Raw genomic sequence first — 24,266 nt, 5'->3', positions numbered from 1 at the left:
CATTTTCCTTCTCTTGAGGCGCCCATACTCCAGGCACCTTCAGGGGCTATGGTCTGACTTACAGGAAGATCGCGAAAACGAGGCCGAGAATAGCCAGCGCCTCGATCACAGCGAAGCCGAGGATGGCGATCGGCTGCAGCACACGCTGGGCCTCAGGCTGACGCGCCACACCGTTGATGTAAGCCATGAACACCAGGCCGACGCCCAGTGCGGAGCCGATAGCAGCGAGGCCGTAGCCGATCATGTTCACGTTACCGATGATTTCCATGTGCTCTCTTTCTTGTGAAGGTGCCGGGAGATCCGGCGCTTTCGTGCGGGTCTATTCAGTTGGAAGTTCTTCAGGTCAGCTGCAGCGCTAGTGCGCGTCAGCCTCAATGGCGCCCTGCAGATAAATGGCGGTCAGCAGGGCAAAGACGAATGCTTGCAAGACCATCAGCAGCAACTCGAGGAAGTACAGGGGCACGAAGCCGATCAGCACGATGATGCCGGTGGCGTTGAGGAAAATGTTGTCCTGTTGCGTCACCAAGAACTCCGCACCGGAGGCCGCGATCATCACGATCATGTGGCCGGCCAGCATCACAGCCATCACACGCAGGGAGTGCGTCAGGGGCCGGACAATGAAGTTGGAGATGATCTCCAGCGGGATCATCACCGGCATCACATACCACGGCACGCCTGAGGGGATGCAGACCAACTTGAAGTAACGCAACCCGTGCTTTTGAATGCCCACCCCGATCCAGGTGACATAAATAATGCCGGCCATCACATAGGCGGGACCGGCGTGGGAGAAGCTCGGCATCTGGATGACCGGGATAGCACCCATGAGGTTGTTCACCAGAATGAACGTAAACACAGCAAAGAGGAAGGGCACCCAGGGTTTGAAGTACTTCTCACCCAGGATGTCGCGCCCCAGGGAGTTGCGCACAAAGCCGTAGATTCCTTCGGCAATGAACTGAGTCCGGGTGGGCACCAGTGACTGCCGACGGATAGCGAAATGGAAGAACGCCCAGATCACCACCACAGACGCCAGAAGAACAAGACCGTTCTTGCCGAGGATCCCCTCTCCCCACTCAGCACCCCAGGGGAGAATCTCGGGCAAGTGGGTGTCATTAATAGTAGGGGGCTGAAACTCGCCTCCATCGGCGGCGCTCAGGGCAAGCGTAGACAACGCTGGTCCTCTCATCGGTCGTCGACGAAGCCTCAGGAGAGAGGTTCGTTCTGTGCGAGAAGTTAGCAAGTGCGCGCAGGAATCCCACCATGCGCCTGTCATCCAGCCTATCAAACTGAAGGTGAACTAGCGCACGTCGGAGCTGCGCACTAAACAGTACTACATTCTGTAGAACTACAGGCAAATAGAGTCGTACTTGACGAAGGCCACCACGGGCCTCTACGACTCCTGCGCAGGGGCGATCTGCAGCCGCATCTGGCTAAAAACATAGACAGACGCCACCTGCCACACCACGACCACCGCGACCCCGGCTGATCCGCCCCACGGCAGACTCAGCCAGACCGGTAACGGGACAACGGCCAAGAGAAAGCCGATACCGACGAATTTCAGGACAAAGAAGAGCAGATACAAGGTGATCGACAAATCCGGGGAACGCCGTTCAGCGAAGTCAACCACCCAGATGGATGGAACATAGAGCACAATGACCAACCCACCGCCGACAAGCACAGAGACGGTGGCTTCTACCCCGGAGAAGAGGAAGGCCCCCGCGCTGAACAACGCCACGACCAGAGTGCTCCACACGGTGGCGGCTTTCAGCATTCGCCCCCAGGCCCCATGCCGTGGGTCGTGCTTGTTCCGCTTCAGGCTGCTCACGTCTCGCTGTCCCTCTTCCGGGCCTGCAACGCGCGTCGGATGGCTTCGCGCTGAGCTCGCCGAGCCCTGCGGCGCAACCAGGGACCCAGCGTCAACACAGTCGCGGCGGTCAGGGCCACAGCGATTCCCATGGTGACCCATTGCCAGGGCAGGAAGTTATAGGAAACCGAACCGAAGGCCACAATGCCGGCCCACAGGTAGAGCAGTAAAACCGCCTGGGGGTGTGAGTACCCCGAGTCCAACAGTTTATGGTGGAGGTGGCCTCGATCCGGGCTGAAGGGACTCTTACCCCGCATCGTGCGGCGCACCACCGCCAGGAACAGATCCAACAGCGGAAGGACCATCACCGCAAGCGGCAGCAACACCGGCATATAGGCTGGGATGTTCCGGAATCGGAAATGCTCGGGATTCAGCTCCAAAGAGGCGGTCACACTCAGCGCTCCGGTGACCATCACCAGACCCAGCAGCATCGCCCCGGTGTCCCCCATGATGATGCGGGAGGGGTGGAAATTATGCGGCAGGAACCCCAAACATGCCCCCAGCAGTGCCGCCATGAGCAGTGTGACGAGGTTAGAGGGGTCGAATTCCTCAATGGAGAGCGTCAGTAGGTAGGTGTAGAGGAAGAAGGCCGCCGCGCCAAGGGCTGCCACACCGGCGGCCAGCCCGTCGAGCCCGTCGATGAAGTTGAAGGCATTGATGGTCAGGACCACCAGGAAGACGGTGAGGGTGGCCTGCACTGCAGGGCCCCCGACGCCGATCGACCCCACCGGCGCGACTTCAAGTTGGATGCCGTGGAGGACCAGGATGACCCCGGCCCCGATCTGGGCCAGCAGCTTGATCGCCCAGTGAATGTCCCATGCGTCATCAGCCAGGCCGGTGATGACGATGAGAGTCATCGCCAGCAGGACCCCCACCACGGGAGTCAGTTCATCGAAGATCCCTTGCAGATAGGGGGTCGCCGCGGCGACCGCCAGGCCGGACAGCAGTCCCACGAAGATCGCTAACCCGCCCCACCGGGGTTTGACCTCGGTGTGGATATCGCGGGTGCGGATCGGGGTATAGATCCCTAGAGCCAGGCTGAGATGGCGCACCGGTGGTGTCAGGGCGTAGCTGACCGCAGCAGAGACGGTCAGCACGATGAGGAAGTAGATCATGAGCCGGTGGAGGCGTCGTCGCTGGTCACATCTGGAACCACGGCCTGCAGCTCGTGCAACGGCAGCGCCCCATCACGCACCACCACGGGTGCTCCCTGGGTGCAGTCGAGGATCGTCGATGGCCGGGTGGAGCTGCGTTCGCCGTCGTCGAGATAGACCGCCACCGATTCGGCGAGCATGTCGCGGGCCTGCTCCACCGTTGTGGCGGCGGGTTGACCGGTGCGATTAGCACTGGAGACAGCCATCGGCCCCACGAGACCGAGCAATTCGAGGGCCAGCTCATCGGCGGGCATTCGCAGCGCCACAGTGCCCCGAGTTTCCCCCAAGTCCCAGGCCAAAGAGGGTTGAGCGGACAAGATGAGTGTCAGCGGCCCTGGCCAGAAGGCCTCAGCGAGTGCTCGGGCGGAGTCCGGGATCTCCGTGGCTAGTGCATCCATGACCTCTTCCCGGGCTACCAGCACCGGCGGCGGCATGGCACGGCTGCGTCCTTTGGCCGCGAGCAGCACGGCCACCGCTTGGGGAGAAAAGGCGTCGACGCCGATCCCGTAGACCGTGTCCGTGGGCAGGACCACCGGCTCACCACGATGCAGAGCCTCTTGGGCGGCCGCCAACCCGGCTTGGCGTACCGCAGGATCGGTGACGTCGAAGGTCTCACTCACGCGCTGTAGTATCCCCCACTCCGGGCGTCTGCGCCGAATGCGGCGCGCCTTCGGCCAGCTTCCTGTCCCTTATGGTGCTTCCCAGCCGCGCCGAGGTGGCCCGTTGCCGTCCGGTGAGATCTCGGTGTGTGGTGACCTCCCGCAGCTCAGACTCCGCCTGGCAGATCCGCTGCAGCGCCTCCGCCTGGACCTCAGCGTGTTCCAGGATGAACCAGCCGGCAGGTCTCAGGAGCTTCAGCGCGGTGGCAATGACGGCACGGGGCAGTTCGAGACCGTCCTCTCCCCCGCCGTAGAGGGCGAGTTCGGGGTCGTGCTCGGCGACTTCGGGATCCACCGGTTCCATACTCTCCGGAATATAGGGAGGATTGGAGACGACGACGTCGAACCTCTCCTCAAACAGCTGGGCCGGCAGCTGACGCAGGTCGGCACGGTGCAGGGTGACCGCCGCCGAACCGGCAGGCAGTTGCCTGAAGTTCAGCTCGGCCCACGCAGCAGCCTCCGCGGAGACTTCCACGGCGTGCACCTGGGTCTGGGGTCGTTCGGTGGCGATACTGGCGGCAATGGCACCAGATCCCGTCCCCAGATCGATGACCCGGGGATGCTCCACTCCCGCAGCGATGAGCGCATCGATTTCGGCTAGGGCTGCTTCCACCACGGTCTCGGTCTCTGGGCGAGGGATGAAGACTCCCGGCCCCACCTGCAGGTTGAGTTGACGGAACCCAGTGCTGCCGGTGAGATGCTGGAGCGGAATGCGCCGGGCCCGCTCGGCGACGAGTTCCTCGTACCGGGCGGCGGCTTGGGGTGAGAGCTCTCCTCCGGTGATCGCCCGGGCCTGGATTTCCCCACGCCCTGCGTTGAGCACGTGACCTGCCAGCAGCTCTGCGTCAACCCGCGGGGTGGGGACTCCGGCGGCCTGCAGGCGGTTGGCAGCCTGCCGGATGAGCGTTGCTAGATCCACGGCGTCACTGGTCGGCCAGGGCGGCGAGGCGTTCCTGCTCATCGAGCTGAATGCAGGACTGGATGACGGCTTCGAGATCTCCATTCATCACCGCGTCGAGGTTGTAGGCCTTGTAGCCGGTGCGGTGATCGGCAATCCGGTTCTCCGGGAAGTTGTAGGTGCGGATGCGTTCGGAGCGGTCCATCGTGCGGACCTGGGATTTGCGGGCTTCAGCGTTCTCAGCGTCGATTTGTTCCTGCTGGTGGGCCAGCAACCGCGAGCGCAGCACGCGCATGGCGGCTTCCCGGTTCTGCAACTGGGATTTCTCGTTCTGCATAGAGACCACGATCCCGGTGGGTTCGTGGGTAATCCGCACCGCGGAGTCGGTAGTGTTCACGCTCTGGCCGCCCGGCCCAGAAGAACGGTAGTAGTCGATGCGCAGGTCGTTGGGGTTGATCTCGACCTCTTCGGGCTCGTCGACCTCCGGCATCACCAGCACTCCGGCTGCCGAGGTGTGGATACGCCCCTGGGATTCGGTTTCTGGAACCCGCTGGACTCGGTGGACCCCTCCTTCGAACTTCAGGTGGGCGTAGACCCCCTCGGCGGGGTCGTTGGAGTTGCCCTTGATGGCGACCTGAACGTCCTTGTATCCGCCGGCTTCGGAGGGGGTGGCGGCCAGCAGCTCGGTCTTCCATCCTTTGGAGTCGGCGTAGCGGGTGTACATCCGCAGCAGATCCCCGGCAAAGATGGCGGCTTCGTCTCCCCCGGCGCCACCTTTAATCTCGATGATGGCGTTGCGGGCGTCGTTCTCATCGCGTGGGATGAGCATGCGCAGTAACTTATCTGCAGCTTCGTCGAGCTGTTGGCGCAGTCCCGGCACTTCAGCAGCGAATTCGGCGTCGTCGGCGCCAAGCTCTTCGGCCGCAGCGAGATCATCCTGCACGCTCTTCCACCGCTTATGTGCCTCCACGATTCCGTTGAGCTGGGCGTAGCGGCGTCCCAATCGGCGGGCCAACCGCTGATCGTTGTGGGTCTGGGGATCGGCCATTCGCTCCTGGATCTCGGCGTGCTCGGCCAGCAGCGCGTCGACGGAGTCGAACATGCGTGGATTGATCTCAGTGCTCATCAGTGACTTTCTTCTTCTCGAACGACGACGACGGGGACAACAGATCTGAAAAGACCCCGCCAGTGCTCCACAGTGGAGTCTGGCGGGGTCATCTCAGGGTGCTATTTGCCGTTCTCTCCCAGCGTGGTCTTGGAGATGAGCATGAGGAATTCAGCGTTGGACTGGGTTTCCTTCAGCTTGGACATCAGCAGCTCAAGACCCTGCTGCTGGTCGAGTCCGGAGAGGACTCGGCGCAGCTTCCACATGATCTTGACTTCGTCGGCGGAGAGGAGGTTCTCCTCACGTCGGGTGGAGGAGGCGTTGAGGTCCACAGCGGGGAAGATCCGCCGGTCGGCAAGCTGACGGGACAGCCGCAGCTCCATATTGCCGGTGCCCTTGAACTCCTCGAAGATGACCTCATCCATCTTGGACCCGGTCTCCACCAGTGCGGTGGCGAGGATGGTCAGTGAGCCACCGTTTTCGATGTTGCGAGCCGCGCCGAAGAACCGCTTGGGCGGGTAGAGCGCCGAGGCGTCGACACCACCGGAAAGAATGCGACCGGAAGCCGGGGCGGCCTGGTTGTAGGCCCGGCCCAGGCGGGTCATAGAGTCCAGCAGCACGACGACGTCTTTGCCGAGTTCCACCAGGCGCTTCGCCCGTTCGATGGCCAATTCGGCGACGGTGGTGTGGTCATCAGCTGGCCGATCGAATGTGGAGGCGATGACCTCACCTTCGACGGTCCGCTGCATGTCGGTGACCTCTTCGGGTCGTTCATCGACTAGCACCATCATCAGGTGGACTTCGGGGTTGTTCTGCTTGATGGCATTGGCCACCGACTGCAGGATCATCGTCTTACCGGCCTTGGGCGGGGAGACGATGAGCCCGCGCTGTCCCTTACCAATCGGGGAGATCAGGTCGATGACCCGGGGACCGATCGCCTTGGGGTCATTGGACTCTAGGCGCAGCCGCTCCTGCGGGTAGAGGGGGGTGAGCTTGCTGAAGTCCACTCGGTCGGTATTGGCCTCCACGGGACGGCCGTTGACCTTCTCCACTTTGACCAGGGCGGCGAACTTTTGCCGCTTGTTGTTCTTCTGGTTCTCGTGGGGAGGCTTGATGTAGCCGGTCACCACATCGCCCTTGCGCAGGTTGTTCTTCTTCACCTGCTGCAGGGACACGTAGACGTCGTTCTGGCCGGGTAGATAACCGGAGGTCCGCACGAAGGCGTAGTTGTCCAGCACATCGAGGATGCCGGCGATGGGGATCAGCTGGTCGGTGTCGCTGACCTGCTCGTCGCCGTCGTGCTCGGGTCCGCGGTTGCGGTTACGCCGGCCGCGCTCATTACGGTTCCGACGCCGGCTGCGCCGCTCATTGCGGTCACGGTTCTGTGCCGAATCGTCATCGGCGTCATCGGTCTGCTGATCGGTGTCCTGGCCGGAGCGGTCCTGCTGCTGGTCGTTTCCGCGGTTGCGGTCACGCCCGCCGCCCTCCTGGTGGGAGCGGTTGTCCTGGTCGTCGCTGGCACCGCGTCCACGGCTGCGCCGACGCCGTCCGCCTTCAGACTGGTTCTCTTCGGAACGGTCCTCTTCCTCAGCGCGGTTCTCCGACCGGTTGCCTTCAGACCGAGTCTCCTCGCTGCGGCGCGGCTGGCTCTGCTGGTCATTGGACTGCTGCTGATCGGCAGTCTCCTGGGCGTTGCCCTCTTGGGCAGCAGCATCCTCGGGACTGCCCGCCGGGGCGGAGGCACCGCGACGGGAACGGCCGTTCTTGCGCTGAGGGGTCTTCTCCTCGGCCGCAGCCTGCTGAGCGGACCCGTTCTCCTCCGCGGAGGTGTCGTCTTTCTTCTGCTCCCGGTCGGCGACGGCTCCGCCGCGCTGGTGGGCGGAGATCGCATCCACCAGATCTGATTTACGCATCCGAGAGGATCCGGGGATGCCTAGCTGGGAGGCCAGGGCCTTCAGCTGGGCGAGTTTCAGCCCGGCGAGTCCGCCGTTGGCAGCGTTGTCGGCCGGGGCAGTCTCTGCAGTGGTGTCTGTCACGAAGGTTTCCTTCTCCCTCGTCGGGCAGGTAGTGGCAACACAGGGCTGTGGGGCGCTATCGCTGAGCGCGCCCGGAGATGGCCCTTACGCTGCGTGTCCTGCGATCTGAGTGACGGCACTTCAGATGTGACCGTCTCTTTCTCGTTCAGCCTTTCGTGTCCTCACATGGATGTCCCGCACTGTGTGCCTGCTGCTGGGAGCAGGACCTGGGGAAAACCCCGGCAGGGAAGAATGTGCATTGCGCACGAAAGATTCGCGGCGATCTTTGGATCGAATCCGTTGACGCTTGAAGCATCACCGCTGATGTGTCTCCACTGTAGCACCTGAGCGGGCTATTGGCAGGTTTCGAGCGGTGAACGTCTTCGGCGTGGTCTGCTCGGCATCCCAGCTGCGGATGTGTTCGGCGACCGCCGTGGCTTCAGCGCGGGTGGTCAGTACCAGCACTGCGGGCCCGGCACCGGAAATCACCGCGGCGTATCCGGCCTGACGCAAGGAGTCCAGCAGTGCCATAGAGGCGGGGAACGCCTGCCTCCGGTATTCCTGATGGAGGAAGTCCTCGGTGGCATCGAGCAGCAGTTCCGGGGCTTCAGTCAGCGCATGGGTCAGGAGTGCTGCCCGGGAGCTGTTCTTCGCCGCGGTGCCGTGAGGAATCTGCACCGGCAGCAGGTCCCTGGCGGTCTGCGTGGACTGAACGAAATCCGGCACGGCCACCACGCATCTGAGCTCGGGGTGGTGCCTCAACGCGGCGGCACGGAACACCGAGGCACCGTTGCTGTCCTCCCCGGCATGCCAGGCGATGGAAACTCCCCCACGCAGGGCAGGGACGTAATTATCGGGATGGCCTTCGATGCGCGAGCCGATCTGCAACTGCTCATCGGCGCTGAGGCCATCAGGTAACAGCTGGTCGGCGGTCACCACGGCGGTGGCAATCGCCGCCGCTGAAGAGCCCAGGCCACGGGAGTGGGGAATGACGTTGTGCGCGGTGACGTGCATATCCGGTAGAGCGAATCCTTTGGCCGCGAGGATCCGTTCGACGACGCTAATGACCAGATGACTCGCATCGGCCGGTAGATCGGAAGACCCCTCTCCGGTGACGGTCACGGCGACCTCGGCTCGGTCGGGATCCCGGCGCGGGGAGGCCTGCACCTCGATGGTGTCCCGTAAGTCAAGGGCTAGTCCGGCGGTGTCATAGCCGGGCCCCAGGTTGGCACTGGTGGCCGGGACGGTGAGCGTGAAATACCGCGGAGCCACCAGTGGTTCGTTCAGATGTGCCGCAGGAGCCCCTGCCGCCGCATCGGGGGCTAGGCCCTGTCCGAGTCTGCCGAGTTCGCCGACCACAGTGTCCCTGGCTTTCAGGTGAGTCCGAGCTCACCGGCGACGGTTTCGACGTCGGCAGGCAGCTGGGTGGGGGAAATATCGGAGCCGTCGGCGTTCTTCAGTGCCCAGTCGGGGTCTTTGAGGCCGTGACCGGTGACGGTGATGACCCACTGTTTACCGGCAGGCACTGCACCGGCCTGGTGTTTGGCGATAAGTCCGGCGACCCCGGCCGCACTGGCCGGCTCGACGAACACCCCTTCCTTGGCGGAGAGCCACCGATGAGCGCTGAGGATCTGCTCATCGGTGACCGCTTCGATCACACCGCCGGATTCATCGCGGGCTGCCTCGGCGAACTCCCAGGAGGCAGGGTTACCGATCCGGATGGCGGTGGCCACTGTATCGGGCTCGGTGATGGGGTGACCGGCTACGATCGGCGCGGCCCCTGCGGCTTGGAAACCCCAGAGCGTCGGCACGCTCTGGGCGGGTCCGTCCTGGTGGTACTCCCGGTATCCCTTCCAGTAGGCAGTGATATTGCCGGCGTTACCCACCGGCATCAAGTGGTAGTCCGGAGCGTCACCGAGTGCATCGACAACCTCGAAGGCCGCAGTCTTCTGCCCCTCAATCCGGTTCGGATTCACGGAATTGACCAGGAAGACCGGGTAGTTTTCGGAGAGTTTGCGCGCCACAGTGAGGCAGTCGTCGAAGTTTCCGTCAATCTGAATGAGCTCTGCCCCATGGGCGATGGCCTGGGAGAGCTTACCCATGGCAATTCGTCCGGCGGGCACGAGGACCGCGCAGGTCAGCCCCGCCTGGGTAGCGTAGGCCGCCGCTGAGGCCGAGGTGTTTCCGGTAGAGGCACACACCACGGCTTTGGCACCATCAGCCACGGCCGCGGTGATGGCCATGGTCATCCCCCGGTCCTTGAAGGAGCCGGTGGGGTTCATACCCTCAACCTTGAGGTGGACCTCACCGTCGACCAGTGCCGAGAGCGCCGGGGCGTGCACCAGCGGGGTACCGCCCTCCCCGAGGGTGATGACCCGAGTGTCCTCGGTCACCGGCAGGCGGTCAGCGTACTCACGGATCACTCCGCGCCATTGGTGGGCCATCGTGCTCCTGTTTCTCGTGAAAGGGGGTTAGTTCTCAACTTCGACGCGCAGCACCGAGTCTACGGACTTGACGACGTCGAGCCCTTCGAGTGCGTTCACCGTGGCCTGCAGATCTCGCTCAGAAGCCAGGTGTGTGACGATCTGCACCTGGGCACCGTTGCCGCCGGCGTCGTCGTCGACTTCGCCCTCCAGGCTGACCGAGCCGGGTTGACGCATCGACTCGATGGACACGTGGTGATCGGCCAGTACCCGGGCGATCTGGGCGATGACGCCCTCCTGATCGGTGACTTGCATATCGATGTAGTACTGGGTCTTCGCGTTCTCCACAGCCAGGGCAGGCAAGTCGATCTCATCGGAGATGGTCGGTGGTTCCGGGGCCGGTGCCCGCAGGTACCGCGCCACAGCGACAACATCACCCATGATGGCGCTGGAGGTTGGCAGTCCCCCGGCCCCCTGACCGTAGAACATCAGTTCCCCGGCATTTTCGGCGACCACGAAGACGGCGTTGAAGGCACCGCGCACACTGGCCAGTGGGTGAGTCCGAGCCAGCAGCGTGGGGTGGACCCGCAGCACGGCTCCCCCGTTCTGCTTCTCAGCGATGGCCAACAGTTTGATGACATAGCCGGATCCGGCTGCAGCCTCAATGTCTTCTGCGGTGACATCGCTGATGCCTTGGCAGTAGACATCGTCGATCGTGAAAGGTGCGTGGAAGGCCAACGTGCCCAAAATGGCGGCTTTAGCGGCGGCGTCGTGACCTTCGACGTCGGCTGTGGGGTCCGCCTCGGCATACCCCAACCGTTGCGCCTCGGTGAGCGCATCGTCGAAGGCCGCACCGGTGGTGTCCATCTGGTCGAGGATGTAATTGGTCGTGCCGTTGACGATGCCCATCACCTTGGTGATGCGGTCCCCGGAGAGAGATTCCTCAATGGGACGCAGAATGGGGATGGCGCCACCGACACTAGCTTCAAAACGGAGCACCGCACCACTGTGCCGGGCGAGGGCGTGCAGTTCAGCGCCCCGGGTGGCCAGCAGTGCCTTGTTGCCGGTCACCACAGCGGCCCCCCGGCGCAGTGCCCGCTCCACCAAGTCCCCGGCGGGATCCAACCCACCGATGAGCTCGATGACCAGGTCGCTGTTGTCGATGAGCTCCTCGGGATCGGTGGTAAGCAGTTCACCGGGGATACGCCAGTCCCGGGGGGCTTCTGGATCACGGACGGCGACGCCGACCAATCGCACCGGGGTGCCGACACGGGCGGAGATCAGTTCGCGCTCTTCGACCAGCGTGCGAGCCACTTGTGCACCCACGCTGCCGGCGCCCAGCAGTCCGATACGGATCTGCTCCTGCGGCTGGACCATGGTCCCCCTTCTGGCTCGTCCGGGCGGGTCTGCCCGGTGCTTCGGCAGTATCAGCTGGAGGTGTAGCCGGTATCGCGGCCGAGCATCTCGTCGACAGTTTCACGCCGGATGAGGATCTCGCTCGTCCCGTTGTTGACGGCGACGACGGCCGGTCGGGTGAGGTAGTTGTAGTTGCTCGACAGCGAGTGGCAGTACGCCCCGGTGGCCGGCACGGCGAGGAGGTCTCCTCGGGTGACAGCCGACGGCAAGTATACGTTTCGCACGACGATGTCCCCGGACTCGCAGTGTTTTCCCACGATACGAGACAGTACGTGGTCTCCGGTGACCCGGCGGGAGGCCAGCACAGCGGAGTAATCAGCGTCGTAGAGCACGGTGCGGGCGTTATCGCTCATCCCGCCGTCGACGGCGATGTAGCGCCGGGAGGCCTCATCGGTGACCGGAACGTCCTTTTGAACACCAGTGGTGTAGAGCGTCACGCCGGCCGGACCGACGATCGAACGGCCTGGCTCGATGCTGATCCGTGGTACGTCAAGACCATGCTCGGCGCAGGAGGCGATTACTGTGGCGGCCAGGGCCTCGGCGATCTCAGCGGGCTGCCGGGGGGTATCAGCTTCGGTATAGGCAATACCGTGACCACCACCGAGGTCCAGCTCACCCAACTGAAGGCCGGTGGCATCCCGCACCGCCGCCAGGAAGGCGATGAGCTTGGCTGCGGCGAGTTCGAAACCATCGGGTTCAAAGATCTGAGAACCGATGTGGCAGTGCAGCCCGAGCAGCCGGATCCCCTTCAGCGTCAGTGCAGTCTCCACAGCGGTCCAGGCCGGTGACCCGGCGTAGGCGTGGGAGCCGGCCAGGGCCGCAGACCCGCTGCCGGTGGCCGTGAGGTCATCGCTTGGCTGCGGCGGAGTGAGGGAAAGACCGAACTTCTGGTCTTCGTGGGCGGTGGCGATGTGCTCGTGGGTGGAGGCGTGGACTCCAGGGGTCAGCCGCAACATGACCGGAGCTTCGGTGCCACGTTCGCTGGCCAGGGCTGAGATGCGGTGCAGCTCGTCGAGGGAGTCGGCGATAATCCGCCCGATACCGCTGTGCAGGGCGGTGCGGATTTCCTGGTCGGATTTGTTGTTGCCGTGCAGACCGATCCGCTCTGGGTCCACTCCGGCGGCACGGGCGATCGCGAGTTCTCCGCCGGAGGCGGTGTCGATGTTCAGACCCTCCTCGGCTGCCCAGCGGGCGGCATGGGTGGAGAGGAAGGCTTTACCGGCGTAGAAGACATCGACGTCGGTATGCGGAGCGAAGGCTTCGGTGAAAGCTTGGCGGAACGCCCGGGCACGGGCACGGAAATCTGGTTCGGAGAGCACATAGAGCGGAGTGCCATAGGTGGCAGCCAGATCCGTGACGGGGACTCCGGAGAGGGTGAGGACTCCGTCGTCGTCGCGCCCAGTGTCCTGAGGGAAGAGTGCTTCCTCAAGGTCATCGGTGTTCACTCGTGGGGTGAGCCAGGATGGTGCCAGCGGGGACGGGGAGGTCATCTCACATCCTCTCCGGGGCGGAAACGCCCAGTAAGTCGAGGCCATTGCGCAGCACCTGGACTGTAGCGTCGTTGAGCCAGAGGCGCGTGCGGTTGAGGTCGGTCACCTCAGCGGTGGAACCGTCCTCAGTGGCACTGGGGGCAATCCGGCACACCGCATACCAGGCGTGATAAGCGGAGGCGAGGTCTTCGAGGTACCGGGCCACCCGGTGCGGTTCGCGCAGTTCGGCCGAGCGTGCGACGACGGTGGGGAACTTGGCCAGGTGGGCCAGCAGTTCTTCTTCGCGTTCGTGGGTGAGCAGGCCCGCATCGAAACCGGAACGGTCCACCCCTCGAGCTTCGGCAGTGCGGGCGGCGTTGCAGGCCCGGGCGTGGGCGTACTGGACGTAGAAGACGGGATTGTCATTGGTGCGTGACCGCAGCAGCTCGGGGTCGACGTCGAGCGGCTGGTCGGCCGAGTTCCGCGCCAGGGTGTAGCGCAGTGCATCGGTTCCCAGCCATTCGATGAGGTCATCGAGAGCGATCATGTTTCCCGCCCGTTTGGACAGCCGGGCACCTTTGACGCTGATGAGCTGGCCGATCAGGATCTCGATGTTCTTTTCTGGGTCGTCTCCGGCGCAGGCGGCGATGGCCTTCAACCGACCAATGTAGCCGTGGTGGTCGGCTCCGAGGAGGTAGATCTTTTCGGTGAAGCCGCGTTCGCGTTTGCTCAGGTAGTAGGCGGCGTCGGCCGCAAAGTACGTGGGTTCACCGTCGGCTTTAATGAGGACTCGGTCCTTGTCATCGCCGAAATCGGTGGTACGCAGGAAAACGGCGCCGTCGCGGTCCTCAATGTGTCCCTGTTGCCGCAGGGTGGCGATCGCGGCGTCGATCTTGCCCTCGTCGTGGAGGGTGCGCTCGGAGAAGTACACGTCGAAGGTGATGTGGAAGGCGGCCAGGGTGTGGCGGATCTGGTCCATCTGTGCCCGGTAGGCAAGGTCCCTGACCACCGGCAGAGCCTCTTCGCGGGGCAGGTCCCGGATATCGGGCCGGTGGGCGGCGACCTGTTCGGCGAGCTCGTTGATGTATTCCCCGGGGTAGCCACCTTCGGGGGTGGGCTCAGCGTGGAGGGCGGCCAGCACTGATGCTGCGAAGACGTTCATCTGGTTGCCCGCATCGTTGATGTAGTACTCGGTGGTCACGTCCGCACCGGATGCTCGGAGCAGTCGGGCGATGGCGTCGCCGAGTGCGGCCATCCGGGTGTGCCCCATGTGCAGCGGGCCGGTGGGGTTGGCGGAGACGTACTCCAGGTTGATGGTGTGTCCGGTGAGGGCCTCGTTGTGCCCATAGGCGTCGCCGGCTTCCACGATGGTGCGGGCGAGCTGTCCGGCGGCGGCGGCGTTGAGGGTGATGTTGATGAACCCTGGCCCAGCGATGTCCACCGCGGCGATGCCTTCGTAGTCACGGAGCCTGGGGGCGATCAGCTCGGCGAGCTGACGGGGATTCATCCCGGAGGGTTTGGCCAGCTGCAGAGCGATGTTGGTGGCCCAGTCTCCGTGGTCGCGGCTCTTAGGCCGCTCGACTCGCACCTCGTCGGGGAGGGTGTCAAGGCTGAGATCACCGGCTTCAATGGCCTCGGTGAGCGTGTTTTTCACGACGGTGGAGAGTTCTTCGGGAGTCACCCGTCCATCCTACGGGCACCGCCGGTTATGCAGCGGGCACTGTCAGCGAGCGGTGCCATTCCTGCCAGAGCTGTTTGAGATCCCAGGCTTGCTCCGCCTGGATAGAGATCCCGCGGTGGCCGGTGCGGCGGGTGTGGCCCTTGATGAGCATCAGCCGGGTACCGAACAGCAGCGGACCGGTCCTTTCCTGCGCGTCCGTGAAGAAGGTCGTGTCCGCACATCCGGTGCCGTCATCGAGGCTGATGAACACTGTCCGCTCCCCCGAGCGCATCGGTGGGGTCTGGGTGGCCACGCGGATACCAGCGACGAGGACTTCGGTGTTGGTCCGCAGGGTGAGTAACTCCTCAGCAGGTGTCACACCCAGATGCTCCAGCATCGGCTGGTACGGGGTGAGGACGTGACCGGTCACCTCCGTGGACAGGGTGTCCAGTTCAGTGGTGATGCGTTCTTCAACGGTGGGATCTGACACCGTGGTGTCCATCAGTTCGGCTTCGCTGAACAGCACCGGCTGCTGCGGGTCTTCTGCCGGGGTGTTCCTGCAGCGGCTCGGTGCGGTGAGCTGTTGGGCGTAGGTCATGATGCTTCCGCGTGTGCCGGAGCGCCGGCCGTGCTCGGCGAGGGCGTCGAAGGCGCCGATGCCGGCCAGGCGCCGCATTAGCGCCCGGGAGGGTGCTGCCTGGTGGTAGAACGCGGTGATGGACTCATAGGGCTGACCGGCCAGGATCCGAGTGAGTTCAGCCTCTGTGATGCCTTTGATATGCCGCAACGGCATCCTGATGCCTTTTTCCTCTGCGCTGATTCGTTCCACCCGGTAGTGTTCCCCGGAGGCGTTGATGTCCACCGGCAGCACCGGGATGCCGATCCGCCGGGCTTCGGCCATGATGAATCGGCGCTGGTACATCCCGGGGTCGTGTTCGAGGAGGCCGGCGAAGAACTCCACCGGGTAGTGGGTCTTCAGCCAGGCGGATTGATAGGTGGGGAGGGCAAAAGCCGCTCCGTGGGCTTTGCAGAACCCGAAGGAGCCGAATCCGCGCAGGGTCTCCCAGATACGGTCGATCTGCACATCAGTGAAGATCCGCTGCCCGTACTCGTCTGTACGTGCGGCGGTGTGGCTACGGAATTCCCCCTCAATAGTGTCGACGTCGTGCTCCATACGCCGGCGGATTTCGTCAGCTTCGGCCAGGGAGACCCCCATCGTTTCGTGCAGGATCCGCAGCACATGCTCGTGGTAGATCACCACTCCGTAGGAATCCTGTAGGAAAGGCGCGAACTGCCGGTGGAGGTACTCGATGCGCTCATAGCCGTGTTTGCGGTTGACGAAGGGGGTGACCATATTTCCCTTCATCGGCCCGGGCCGGAACAGGGAAATATCGGCGATGAGATCGGCGTACCTGTCGGGCTGGAGCTTGCCGATCAGCTCCCGCTGGCCGGGGGATTCGATCTGGAAGCACCCTAAGGTGTGGGTGGTGCGAATCATCTCAAAAGTGGGTTCGTCGTCGTGGGGTAAGGCGTCGAGGTCGACCCTCCCGTCGGCGGAGATATAAGGAACCTCAGCGGGTAGCCCACCTTCCGCTGCGGCTGCCGGACCGTTCACCCGGGTGATTTCCTCAACCGCGTAGGCCATCGACGATTGCATCCTCACCCCGAGGATGTCGAGTTTCAGTAGGCCCATATCGTCGATGTCGTCTTTATCGAATTGGCTCATCGGCAGCCCGATCCCAGAGGGTTGGGTGGGGGTGACTGAGAGGAGACTGCTGTCACCGAGGATGACTCCGCAGGGGTGCATGGAGATGTGCCGGGGTAACCGGTCGAGACGTTCAGTGAGGTCAACGAGCTGGTCCAGCTGGGGCTCGGTCGCCACCAGCTCGGCGATCTGACGCAGCTCAGGTTTGGAGTGGAGGACCGACCGGAAGTCCCGGGCATTGAACCGCCAGATGTGCTCGGCGACCTGGTTGATCTGCTCCTCGCTCAGGCCTAGGGCGAGACCCGCATCACGGGCGGCGCCACGGGCCCGGTAGGTGTTCTGCATCGACAGCAGGGTGACTCGATGGTGGCCATAACGGTCGAAGATCGCCTGGTAGATCTCGTGGCGTCGGGCGGATTCGATGTCGATGTCGATATCCGGCAGGGTGGAACGCTTATTGCCTAGGAATCGTTCGAACAGCAGGTCGTGTTCAAGGGGGTCCACATTGGAGACCCGCAGCAGGTAGTTGACCAGACTGCCGGCTCCTGAACCTCTTGCCTGGACCCGGACGCCTCTGTCCCGGATGAGGTCTACGGTTTCCGCCACGGCGAGGAAGTAGCTGGCGAAGCCGAAACCGCTGATCGTGGTGAGTTCCTCCTCCATCCGGTCGCGAATGGTGCCCAGTTGATGAGCTGTACTGAGCGGGTACCGGTCGCTCAGGGCGGCTTCACACCGCTGGGCCAGCACTCGGGCGGGGTCCTGGTCCACACCGAGGATCTCGAGTTCGGGGATTTTCGGCTGCCGCCACCCCAGGTCGGTGTCGGGGTCGATCCGGCACTGCTCCGCGAGGTGTTCGGTCGTGCTGAGGAGCTCGATGGCGGCGTAGCGGCCGAGTCCGGCGTACTCGGCAATCCGGTACGCCAGTTCGTGCATGGCTTCGGGAGGTTTCAGCCAGGCCTGGGCATTGGGCTGAGGCTGGAACTCCCCGAGTGGCAGCAGGTGCGCAGCGGCGTCGAGCACATCCCCGGTGACGGCGTCATCGGGTTCGACGTAACGCACAGCATTGGTCAGCACTGCGGGGGTGCCGGTGGCTCGGGCTAGCTGGAGCAGCTGGGCAGCATGTCCCAGGCTCGCAGTGGTTCCGGGTTTGGTGTTCCAGCACACCACCTCCACCACGACTCCCCCGGGCAGGTGTTTCTTCCATTGGTTTAAAAGCGCTTCGGCACGGGTGCGGTCTCCTGACACTAGCGCGTCTCCGACGTCGGAGCGTGGCCCCAACAACACTGTCGCCACAGGGCCCTCCTCCCCGGAGAGGAAAACCGAGGCAGCTTTCGGGTCCGTTGAGGCCGAACGGTGGGCACTCCCATGCAGGGCTCGCCTGCCGCGCCGGCGGGGTGAGTGGGCTGCGGAGATCAGACGCACCAGTGCGGCCCAACCAGCCCCGGCAGCGGCTCCTTGGTGGGACCCGTGGGCCAGGGCAGTGATCTCCAGTGGCCCCTGTTCCGTGGTCCTGCTGGCGCGTAGGGGCAAATTAACGCCCACGATCGGGGCGAGGTTTTCACTGATGCAAGCACGGATATGCCGCACTGCACCGTAGACGCCGTCTCTGTCGGTGATGGCAGCGGCCTCGGCTCCGGCAGCTTTCGCCGCAGCGACCAGCACTTCCGGCCGGCCCGTGCCGTAGTGGGCAGAGAAGGCGCTGGAGACGTGGAGGTGGGTAAAACGAACCACGGGCACCGCCGCCTAGTCGTAGATCCCGGTGACGGGCCACTGGTGACCGGCTGTGACAGCCAGGTCAAAAATGAGGATCTGCCCGTTATCCAGCGCCCGGGCAGTGACTTGCCACATCGGGCGCTCCACGAGGGCACGGCCTGTTCCACGTGCCACCCTCGCCGGGGTTTCCCACCAGATAGCGTGGTCTTGCCAGGCGATGGGTTGGGCCATCACAACAAACCGACGGCCGCACCAGAAAAGGTGCTCCGGCACGCCCTGCGGATCTGTCCACACGGTGGCCAGATCCTGATCCTGACAGGCAGAGGTCTCAGCCGTCATCACAACACTCCCCAGAAATCGAACATATATTCGAGTGTAGAGTGAGGATCGGAGACGGCCAAGTGCCTATGTTCTATGGGCATACAGCACACCAGATACGGCGTGCGGAAGGTGGGAATCTGTCCCTGAACGCGAAAGAGCCCCCGTGGTCCGCTTCTTCGCGGAGCACAGGGGCTCTTTCTTTAATGTGTGTCCGGCGGTGTCCTACTCTCCCACACTCTTTCGGGTGCAGTACCATCGGCGCTGTGGGTCTTAGCTTCCGGGTTCGGGATGGGACCGGGCGTTTCCCCCACGCTATGACCGCCGTAACCCTTATCCAACAACCCCCACCACCAGGGCGAAAAACCACCCGGGACGGGGTTGTTGTAAACCTAGTGGTCACAACACGCCACCCCAACCAGGGGCAGCATTCTCTATCTTGTTATACCTGGTGCTGTTATCACCAGTGACTCTGCCCGCACACCCTCCCCTCTGGAGCGAGGGCAGGAGGCACTGTGGCGTGTGGGGTTTGTGGTTTGGGAACCGCCTAGTGGACGCGTAACACCCGCAGCAACCCTGCGCCCACCAACTGGTGGACCCGTGTCGGGTGACAAAATGAGGGGGTTTAAGTGGTCGGCTTATTAGTACCAGTCAACTCCACGCATTACTGCGCTTCCATTTCTGGCCTATCAACCCCATGGTCTATAGGGAGCCTTCACACCTCAAAGGGTGATGGAGATCTTATCTTGAAGCCGGCTTCCCGCTTAGATGCTTTCAGCGGTTATCCATCCCGAACGTAGCTAACCAGCGGTGCCCTTGGCAGGACAACTGGCACACCAGAGGTTCGTCCGTCCCGGTCCTCTCGTACTAAGGACAGACCTTCTCAAATCTCCAACGCGCGCAGCGGATAGGGACCGAACTGTCTCACGACGTTCTAAACCCAGCTCGCGTACCGCTTTAATGGGCGAACAGCCCAACCCTTGGGACCAACTCCAGCCCCAGGATGCGACGAGCCGACATCGAGGTGCCAAACCATGCCGTCGATATGAACTCTTGGGCAGGATCAGCCTGTTATCCCCGAGGTACCTTTTATCCGTTGAGCGACGGCCCTTCCACACGGTGCCGCCGGATCACTAGTCCCAACTTTCGTTCCTGCTCGACATGCCTGTCTCACAGTCAAGCTCCCTTGTGCACTTACACTCAACACCTGATTGCCAACCAGGCTGAGGGAACCTTTGGGCGCCTCCGTTACTCTTTGGGAGGCAACCGCCCCAGTTAAACTACCCACCAGGCACTGTCCCTGGACCCGATCAGGGCCCGAAGTTAGACAATCCACAACACCAGAGTGGTATTTCAACGACGACTCCACCACCACTGGCGTGGCGGCTTCACAGTCTCCCACCTATCCTACACAAGTGATGCGAATCACCAATACCAAGCTATAGTAAAGGTCTCGGGGTCTTTCCGTCCTGCTGCGCGTAACGAGCATCTTTACTCGTAGTGCAATTTCGCCGAGTTCACGGTTGAGACAGCGGGGGTCTCGTTACTCCATTCGTGCAGGTCGGAACTTACCCGACAAGGAATTTCGCTACCTTAGGATGGTTATAGTTACCACCGCCGTTTACTGGGGCTTAAATTCTCCGCTTCGACCCCAAAGGGCCTAACGGGTCCTCTTAACCTTCCAGCACCGGGCAGGAGTCAGTCCGTATACCTCGTCTTACGACTTCGCACGGACCTGTGTTTTTAGTAAACAGTCGGACCCCCCTGGTCTCTGCGACCACCACCAGCCCGTCACCGCAAGGGCGCGTCACCGGGGTGGTCCCCCTTCTCCCGAAGTTACGGGGGCATTTTGCCGAGTTCCTTAACCGTGATTCTCTCGATCGCCTTGGTATTCTCTACCTGACTACCTGTGTCGGTTTAGGGTACGGGCAGCTAGAACCTCACGTCGATGCTTTTCTTGGCAGCATAGGATCACCGGATCCCCCACCAGAAGTGGGGGCCCATCAAATCTCAGCCTGCATGAACCGCGGATTTACCTACGGTCCGGCCTACATTCTTAGACCCGGACAACCATCGCCGGGCCCGGCTACCTTCCTGCGTCACACCTGTTAACACGCTCGCTCCACCACATCAGGTCCCACGCTAGACCCACCATCGACTCCGAAGAGCCGTGAAGCGGGGTTCGGGTGGTTAGTATCAGTGGTTTCACGTGGACGGTTCTTCGCCGGTACGGGAATATCAACCCGTTATCCATCGACTACGCCTGTCGGCCTCGCCTTAGGTCCCGACTAACCCACCGCAGATTAGCTTGACGGTGGAACCCTGAGTCATTCGGCGGCAACGTTTCTCACGTTGCTTTCGCTACTCATGCCTGCATTCTCACTCGACACCACTCCACCAGAGGCTTCCGCCCTGGCTTCACCGCTGATGTCGACGCTCCCCTACCCAACCCACAAAAGTGGATTGCCACAGTTTCGGCGGTGTGCTTGAGCCCCGCTACATTGTCGGCGCGGAATCACTTGACCAGTGAGCTATTACGCACTCTTTCAAGGATGGCTGCTTCTAAGCCAACCTCCTGGTTGTCTCAGCAACTCCACATCCTTTCCCACTTAGCACACGCTTAGGGGCCTTAACCGGTGGTCTGGGCTGTTTCCCTCTCGACGATGAAGCTTATCCCCCACCGTCTCACTGCCACGCTCTCACCTCACAGGTATTCGGAGTTTAGCTGACGTCAGTAACCTTGTAGGGCCCATCGGCCATCCAGTAGCTCTACCCCCTGGAGGAAACACGCAACGCTGCACCTAAATGCATTTCGGGGAGAACCAGCTATCACAGAGTTTGATTGGCCTTTCACCCCTACCCACAGCTCATCCCCCCAGTTTTCAACCTAGGTGGGTTCGGGCCTCCACGACCTCTTACAGCCGCTTCACCCTGGCCATGGGTAGATCACTCCGCTTCGGGTCTAGACCCAGCGACTCAAACGCCCTGTTCAGACTCGCTTTCGCTACGGCTACCCCACACGGGTTAACCTCGCCACCAAGCACTAACTCGCAGGCTCATTCTTCAAAAGGCACGCCATCACCAGACCAAAGCCCAGCTCTGACGGATTGTAGGCACATGGTTTCAGGTACTCTTTCACTCCCCTCCCGGGGTACTTTTCACCATTCCCTCACGGTACTGCTCCACTATCGGTCAACAGGAAGTATTCAGGCTTACCAGGTGGTCCTGGCAGATTCACACACGATTCCTCGAGCCGCGTGCTACTCGAGAACACACCACAGGCCGGCGGAACGCATTACAGCTACGGGACTCACACCCTCTCCGGTGAAGGACTCAACCCTCTTCGCCTATACGCCCGCACCTCAACCCCCAGAACCGGTGGATCCTGGACGGATGGTCTCACAACCCCTGCAACGCAACCCCCACCGGGTATCACACGCCACAGGTTTAGCCCCATCGGCTTTCGCTCGCCACTACTCACCGAATCACAATTGTTTTCTCTTCCTACAGGTACTGAGATGTTTCACTTCCCTGCGTTCCCCCCACCGGCCCTATACATTCAGACCGGGGTGACACACCACTACAGCATGCCGGGTTTCCCCATTCGGACATCCTGGCCTCAACGCTCGGTTATCAGCTCCACCAGGCTTATCGCAGATTCCCACGTCCTTCATCGGCTCCTGCTGCCAAGGCATCCACCATGCGCCCTAAAACACTTAAACACACAAACGACACCCAACAACACAAAAAATCACTACAGATGCTCGCGTCCACTATGCAGTTCCCAAACAACAACCCCCACCCCCACCACACAGCAGGAGCAAGAGCCACAATCCAGAAGCACTCACGGCCTCAGGACCCAACAGTGCACCACACACCACACCAAAAACACACCACCCAAACCTTCCAACCCCTACCCACCCACACAAGGACAGGAAACAGAGCGTACTAAGCCAAGACGATGCGCCAAGCATGATGGTCCTGATACGCAGGACATTTGTTGATATTCCACCCATGAGCAAACCCAGAGCAATACATCCGATCACTCACTGGGCGGACTCGACTCGAGTCCAGCTCCTTAGAAAGGAGGTGATCCAGCCGCACCTTCCGGTACGGCTACCTTGTTACGACTTAGTCCCAATCGCCAGTCCCACCTTCGACCACTCCCCCCGGAAAACCGGTTGGGCCGTGGGCTTCGGGTGTTACCAACTTTCGTGACTTGACGGGCGGTGTGTACAAGGCCCGGGAACGTATTCACCGCAGCATTGCTGATCTGCGATTACTAGCGACTCCAACTTCACGGAGTCGAGTTGCAGACTCCGATCCGAACTGAGACCGGCTTTTAGGGATTAGCTCCACCTCACAGCATCGCAACCCACTGTACCGGCCATTGTAGCATGCGTGAAGCCCAAGACATAAGGGGCATGATGATTTGACGTCATCCCCACCTTCCTCCGAGTTGACCCCGGCAGTCTCCCATGAGTCCCCGGCATAACCCGCTGGCAACATAGGACAAGGGTTGCGCTCGTTGCGGGACTTAACCCAACATCTCACGACACGAGCTGACGACAACCATGCACCACCTGTCAACCAGCCCCGAAGGGAAACCACATCTCTGCGGCGATCCAGTTGATGTCAAGCCTTGGTAAGGTTCTTCGCGTTGCATCGAATTAATCCGCATGCTCCGCCGCTTGTGCGGGCCCCCGTCAATTCCTTTGAGTTTTAGCCTTGCGGCCGTACTCCCCAGGCGGGGCACTTAATGCGTTAGCTACGGCGCGGAAAACGTGGAATGCTCCCCACACCTAGTGCCCAACGTTTACGGCATGGACTACCAGGGTATCTAATCCTGTTCGCTCCCCATGCTTTCGCTCCTCAGCGTCAGTAACAGCCCAGAGACCTGCCTTCGCCATCGGTGTTCCTCCTGATATCTGCGCATTTCACCGCTACACCAGGAATTCCAGTCTCCCCTACTGCACTCTAGCCTGCCCGTACCCACTGCACACCCGGAGTTAAGCCCCGGGCTTTCACAGCAGACGCGGCAAACCGCCTACGAGCTCTTTACGCCCAATAATTCCGGATAACGCTCGCGCCCTACGTATTACCGCGGCTGCTGGCACGTAGTTAGCCGGCGCTTCTTCTGCAGGTACCGTCACTTACGCTTCTTCCCTGCTGAAAGCGGTTTACAACCCGAAGGCCGTCATCCCGCACGCGGCGTCGCTGCATCAGGCTTGCGCCCATTGTGCAATATTCCCCACTGCTGCCTCCCGTAGGAGTCTGGGCCGTGTCTCAGTCCCAGTGTGGCCGGTCACCCTCTCAGGCCGGCTACCCGTCAAAGCCACGGTAGGCCACTACCCCACCGTCAAGCTGATAGGCCGCGAGCCCATCCAAGACCGCAAAAGCTTTCCACCACCCCCCATGCGAGGAATGGTCCTATCCGGTATTAGACCCAGTTTCCCAGGCTTATCCCAGAGTCAAGGGCAGGTTACTCACGTGATACTCACCCGTTCGCCACTAATCCACCCGTGCAAGCACAGGCTTCATCGTTCGACTTGCATGTGTTAAGCACGCCGCCAGCGTTCATCCTGAGCCAGGATCAAACTCTCCATCAGAAAACTGAAAAAAGAGAAAACCCTGCAACAACCACCACATCCCACCCTGCCGGAAAAACAAGGCCTCACAGGACATAACAGCTGCCACAAGATCAACAATCCAGGCTAAACACGACACACACCACGGGGGTGGCATGCGCCGCAATAACCAATCGAATAATTCATTGGTATCAACAAACTTGGCACACTATTGAGTTCTCAAACAGCGAGTACATCCGGCACCATCAGAAGAAAACCTTCTGAATCGCTCCGAAGCAACTT

The 24,266-nt window shown here is 62.1% G+C and carries 15 protein-coding genes and 3 rRNA genes; all 18 read right to left on the bottom strand.

Annotated features, from left to right (window positions below; all coding sequences use genetic code 11):
* Nucleotides 1-58 precede the first annotated feature (58 nt).
* The 18 genes from H578_RS0106065 to H578_RS0105980 all read right to left on the bottom strand — a co-directional run bounded on the left by H578_RS0106065 (nucleotide 59) and on the right by H578_RS0105980 (nucleotide 24,005).
* Nucleotides 59-268, bottom strand: coding sequence for an ATP synthase F0 subunit C (locus tag H578_RS0106065; RefSeq protein ID WP_022872799.1), 210 nt, complete (start codon nucleotides 266-268; stop codon nucleotides 59-61).
* Between the two features lie 87 nt (nucleotides 269-355).
* Complete coding sequence (gene atpB, locus H578_RS0106060; protein WP_028464000.1) at nucleotides 356-1,168, bottom strand: F0F1 ATP synthase subunit A; 813 nt, start codon at nucleotides 1,166-1,168, stop codon at nucleotides 356-358.
* Nucleotides 1,169-1,387: 219 nt separating this feature from the next.
* A complete protein-coding gene (locus tag H578_RS0106055) occupies nucleotides 1,388-1,822 on the bottom strand; it encodes a hypothetical protein (protein ID WP_156837234.1) in 435 nt (144 codons plus the stop codon).
* The gene (locus H578_RS0106050; protein ID WP_022872796.1) at nucleotides 1,819-2,976 is read right to left on the bottom strand and encodes an MraY family glycosyltransferase; all 1,158 of its coding nucleotides are present in this window, start codon (nucleotides 2,974-2,976) and stop codon (nucleotides 1,819-1,821) included. Before H578_RS0106050 ends, H578_RS0106055 begins: the two co-directional genes overlap by 4 nt.
* Nucleotides 2,973-3,635 (bottom strand): L-threonylcarbamoyladenylate synthase, encoded by a 663-nt coding sequence (locus H578_RS0106045; protein ID WP_022872795.1) that lies wholly within the window; start codon nucleotides 3,633-3,635, stop codon nucleotides 2,973-2,975. The genes H578_RS0106050 and H578_RS0106045 overlap by 4 nt, the downstream gene beginning before the upstream one ends.
* Nucleotides 3,628-4,635, bottom strand: coding sequence for a peptide chain release factor N(5)-glutamine methyltransferase (gene prmC / locus H578_RS13715; protein ID WP_051130812.1), 1,008 nt, complete (start codon nucleotides 4,633-4,635; stop codon nucleotides 3,628-3,630). Before prmC ends, H578_RS0106045 begins: the two co-directional genes overlap by 8 nt.
* Complete coding sequence (gene prfA / locus H578_RS0106035) at nucleotides 4,598-5,674, bottom strand: peptide chain release factor 1 (RefSeq protein WP_028463999.1); 1,077 nt, start codon at nucleotides 5,672-5,674, stop codon at nucleotides 4,598-4,600. Before prfA ends, prmC begins: the two co-directional genes overlap by 38 nt.
* Nucleotides 5,675-5,799: 125 nt before the next feature.
* Nucleotides 5,800-7,713, bottom strand: coding sequence for a transcription termination factor Rho (rho, locus tag H578_RS0106030; RefSeq protein WP_022872792.1), 1,914 nt, complete (start codon nucleotides 7,711-7,713; stop codon nucleotides 5,800-5,802).
* Between the two features lie 294 nt (nucleotides 7,714-8,007).
* Nucleotides 8,008-9,051: a homoserine kinase gene (gene thrB / locus H578_RS0106025; protein WP_022872791.1), complete on the bottom strand. Its 1,044-nt coding sequence runs from the start codon at nucleotides 9,049-9,051 to the stop codon at nucleotides 8,008-8,010.
* A 14-nt stretch (nucleotides 9,052-9,065) separates the two neighbouring features.
* Nucleotides 9,066-10,136, bottom strand: a complete 1,071-nt coding sequence (gene thrC, locus H578_RS0106020; RefSeq protein ID WP_022872790.1) for a threonine synthase — start codon at nucleotides 10,134-10,136, stop codon at nucleotides 9,066-9,068.
* 27 nt (nucleotides 10,137-10,163) lie between these two features.
* Entirely contained in the window at nucleotides 10,164-11,492 is a 1,329-nt protein-coding gene (locus H578_RS0106015) for a homoserine dehydrogenase (protein ID WP_022872789.1), read from the bottom strand.
* A 50-nt stretch (nucleotides 11,493-11,542) separates the two neighbouring features.
* The gene (locus H578_RS0106010) at nucleotides 11,543-13,021 is read right to left on the bottom strand and encodes a diaminopimelate decarboxylase family protein (protein ID WP_022872788.1); all 1,479 of its coding nucleotides are present in this window, start codon (nucleotides 13,019-13,021) and stop codon (nucleotides 11,543-11,545) included.
* 1 nt (nucleotide 13,022) lies between these two features.
* A complete protein-coding gene (gene argS, locus H578_RS0106005) occupies nucleotides 13,023-14,681 on the bottom strand; it encodes an arginine--tRNA ligase (RefSeq protein WP_022872787.1) in 1,659 nt (552 codons plus the stop codon).
* Between the two features lie 25 nt (nucleotides 14,682-14,706).
* Complete coding sequence (locus tag H578_RS13710; RefSeq protein WP_022872786.1) at nucleotides 14,707-18,096, bottom strand: DNA polymerase III subunit alpha; 3,390 nt, start codon at nucleotides 18,094-18,096, stop codon at nucleotides 14,707-14,709.
* Between the two features lie 12 nt (nucleotides 18,097-18,108).
* A complete protein-coding gene (locus tag H578_RS15540; protein ID WP_022872785.1) occupies nucleotides 18,109-18,417 on the bottom strand; it encodes a DUF6504 family protein in 309 nt (102 codons plus the stop codon).
* 191 nt (nucleotides 18,418-18,608) lie between these two features.
* A 5S ribosomal RNA gene (gene rrf, locus H578_RS0105990) occupies nucleotides 18,609-18,725 on the bottom strand.
* Nucleotides 18,726-19,017: 292 nt separating this feature from the next.
* Nucleotides 19,018-22,118 (bottom strand): 23S ribosomal RNA (locus H578_RS0105985).
* Between the two features lie 360 nt (nucleotides 22,119-22,478).
* Nucleotides 22,479-24,005, bottom strand: a 16S ribosomal RNA gene (locus H578_RS0105980).
* The 16S, 23S and 5S rRNA genes sit together here, the layout of an rRNA operon.
* Nucleotides 24,006-24,266 lie beyond the last annotated feature (261 nt).

Origin of the sequence: Nesterenkonia alba DSM 19423 (genome assembly GCF_000421745.1) — a bacterium.
In the GTDB taxonomy this organism is placed as follows: Bacteria; Actinomycetota; Actinomycetes; order Actinomycetales; family Micrococcaceae; genus Nesterenkonia; species Nesterenkonia alba.
Note: the sequence above shows the minus strand (reverse complement) of the source record. Positions and strands in the feature narration are given on the sequence as shown.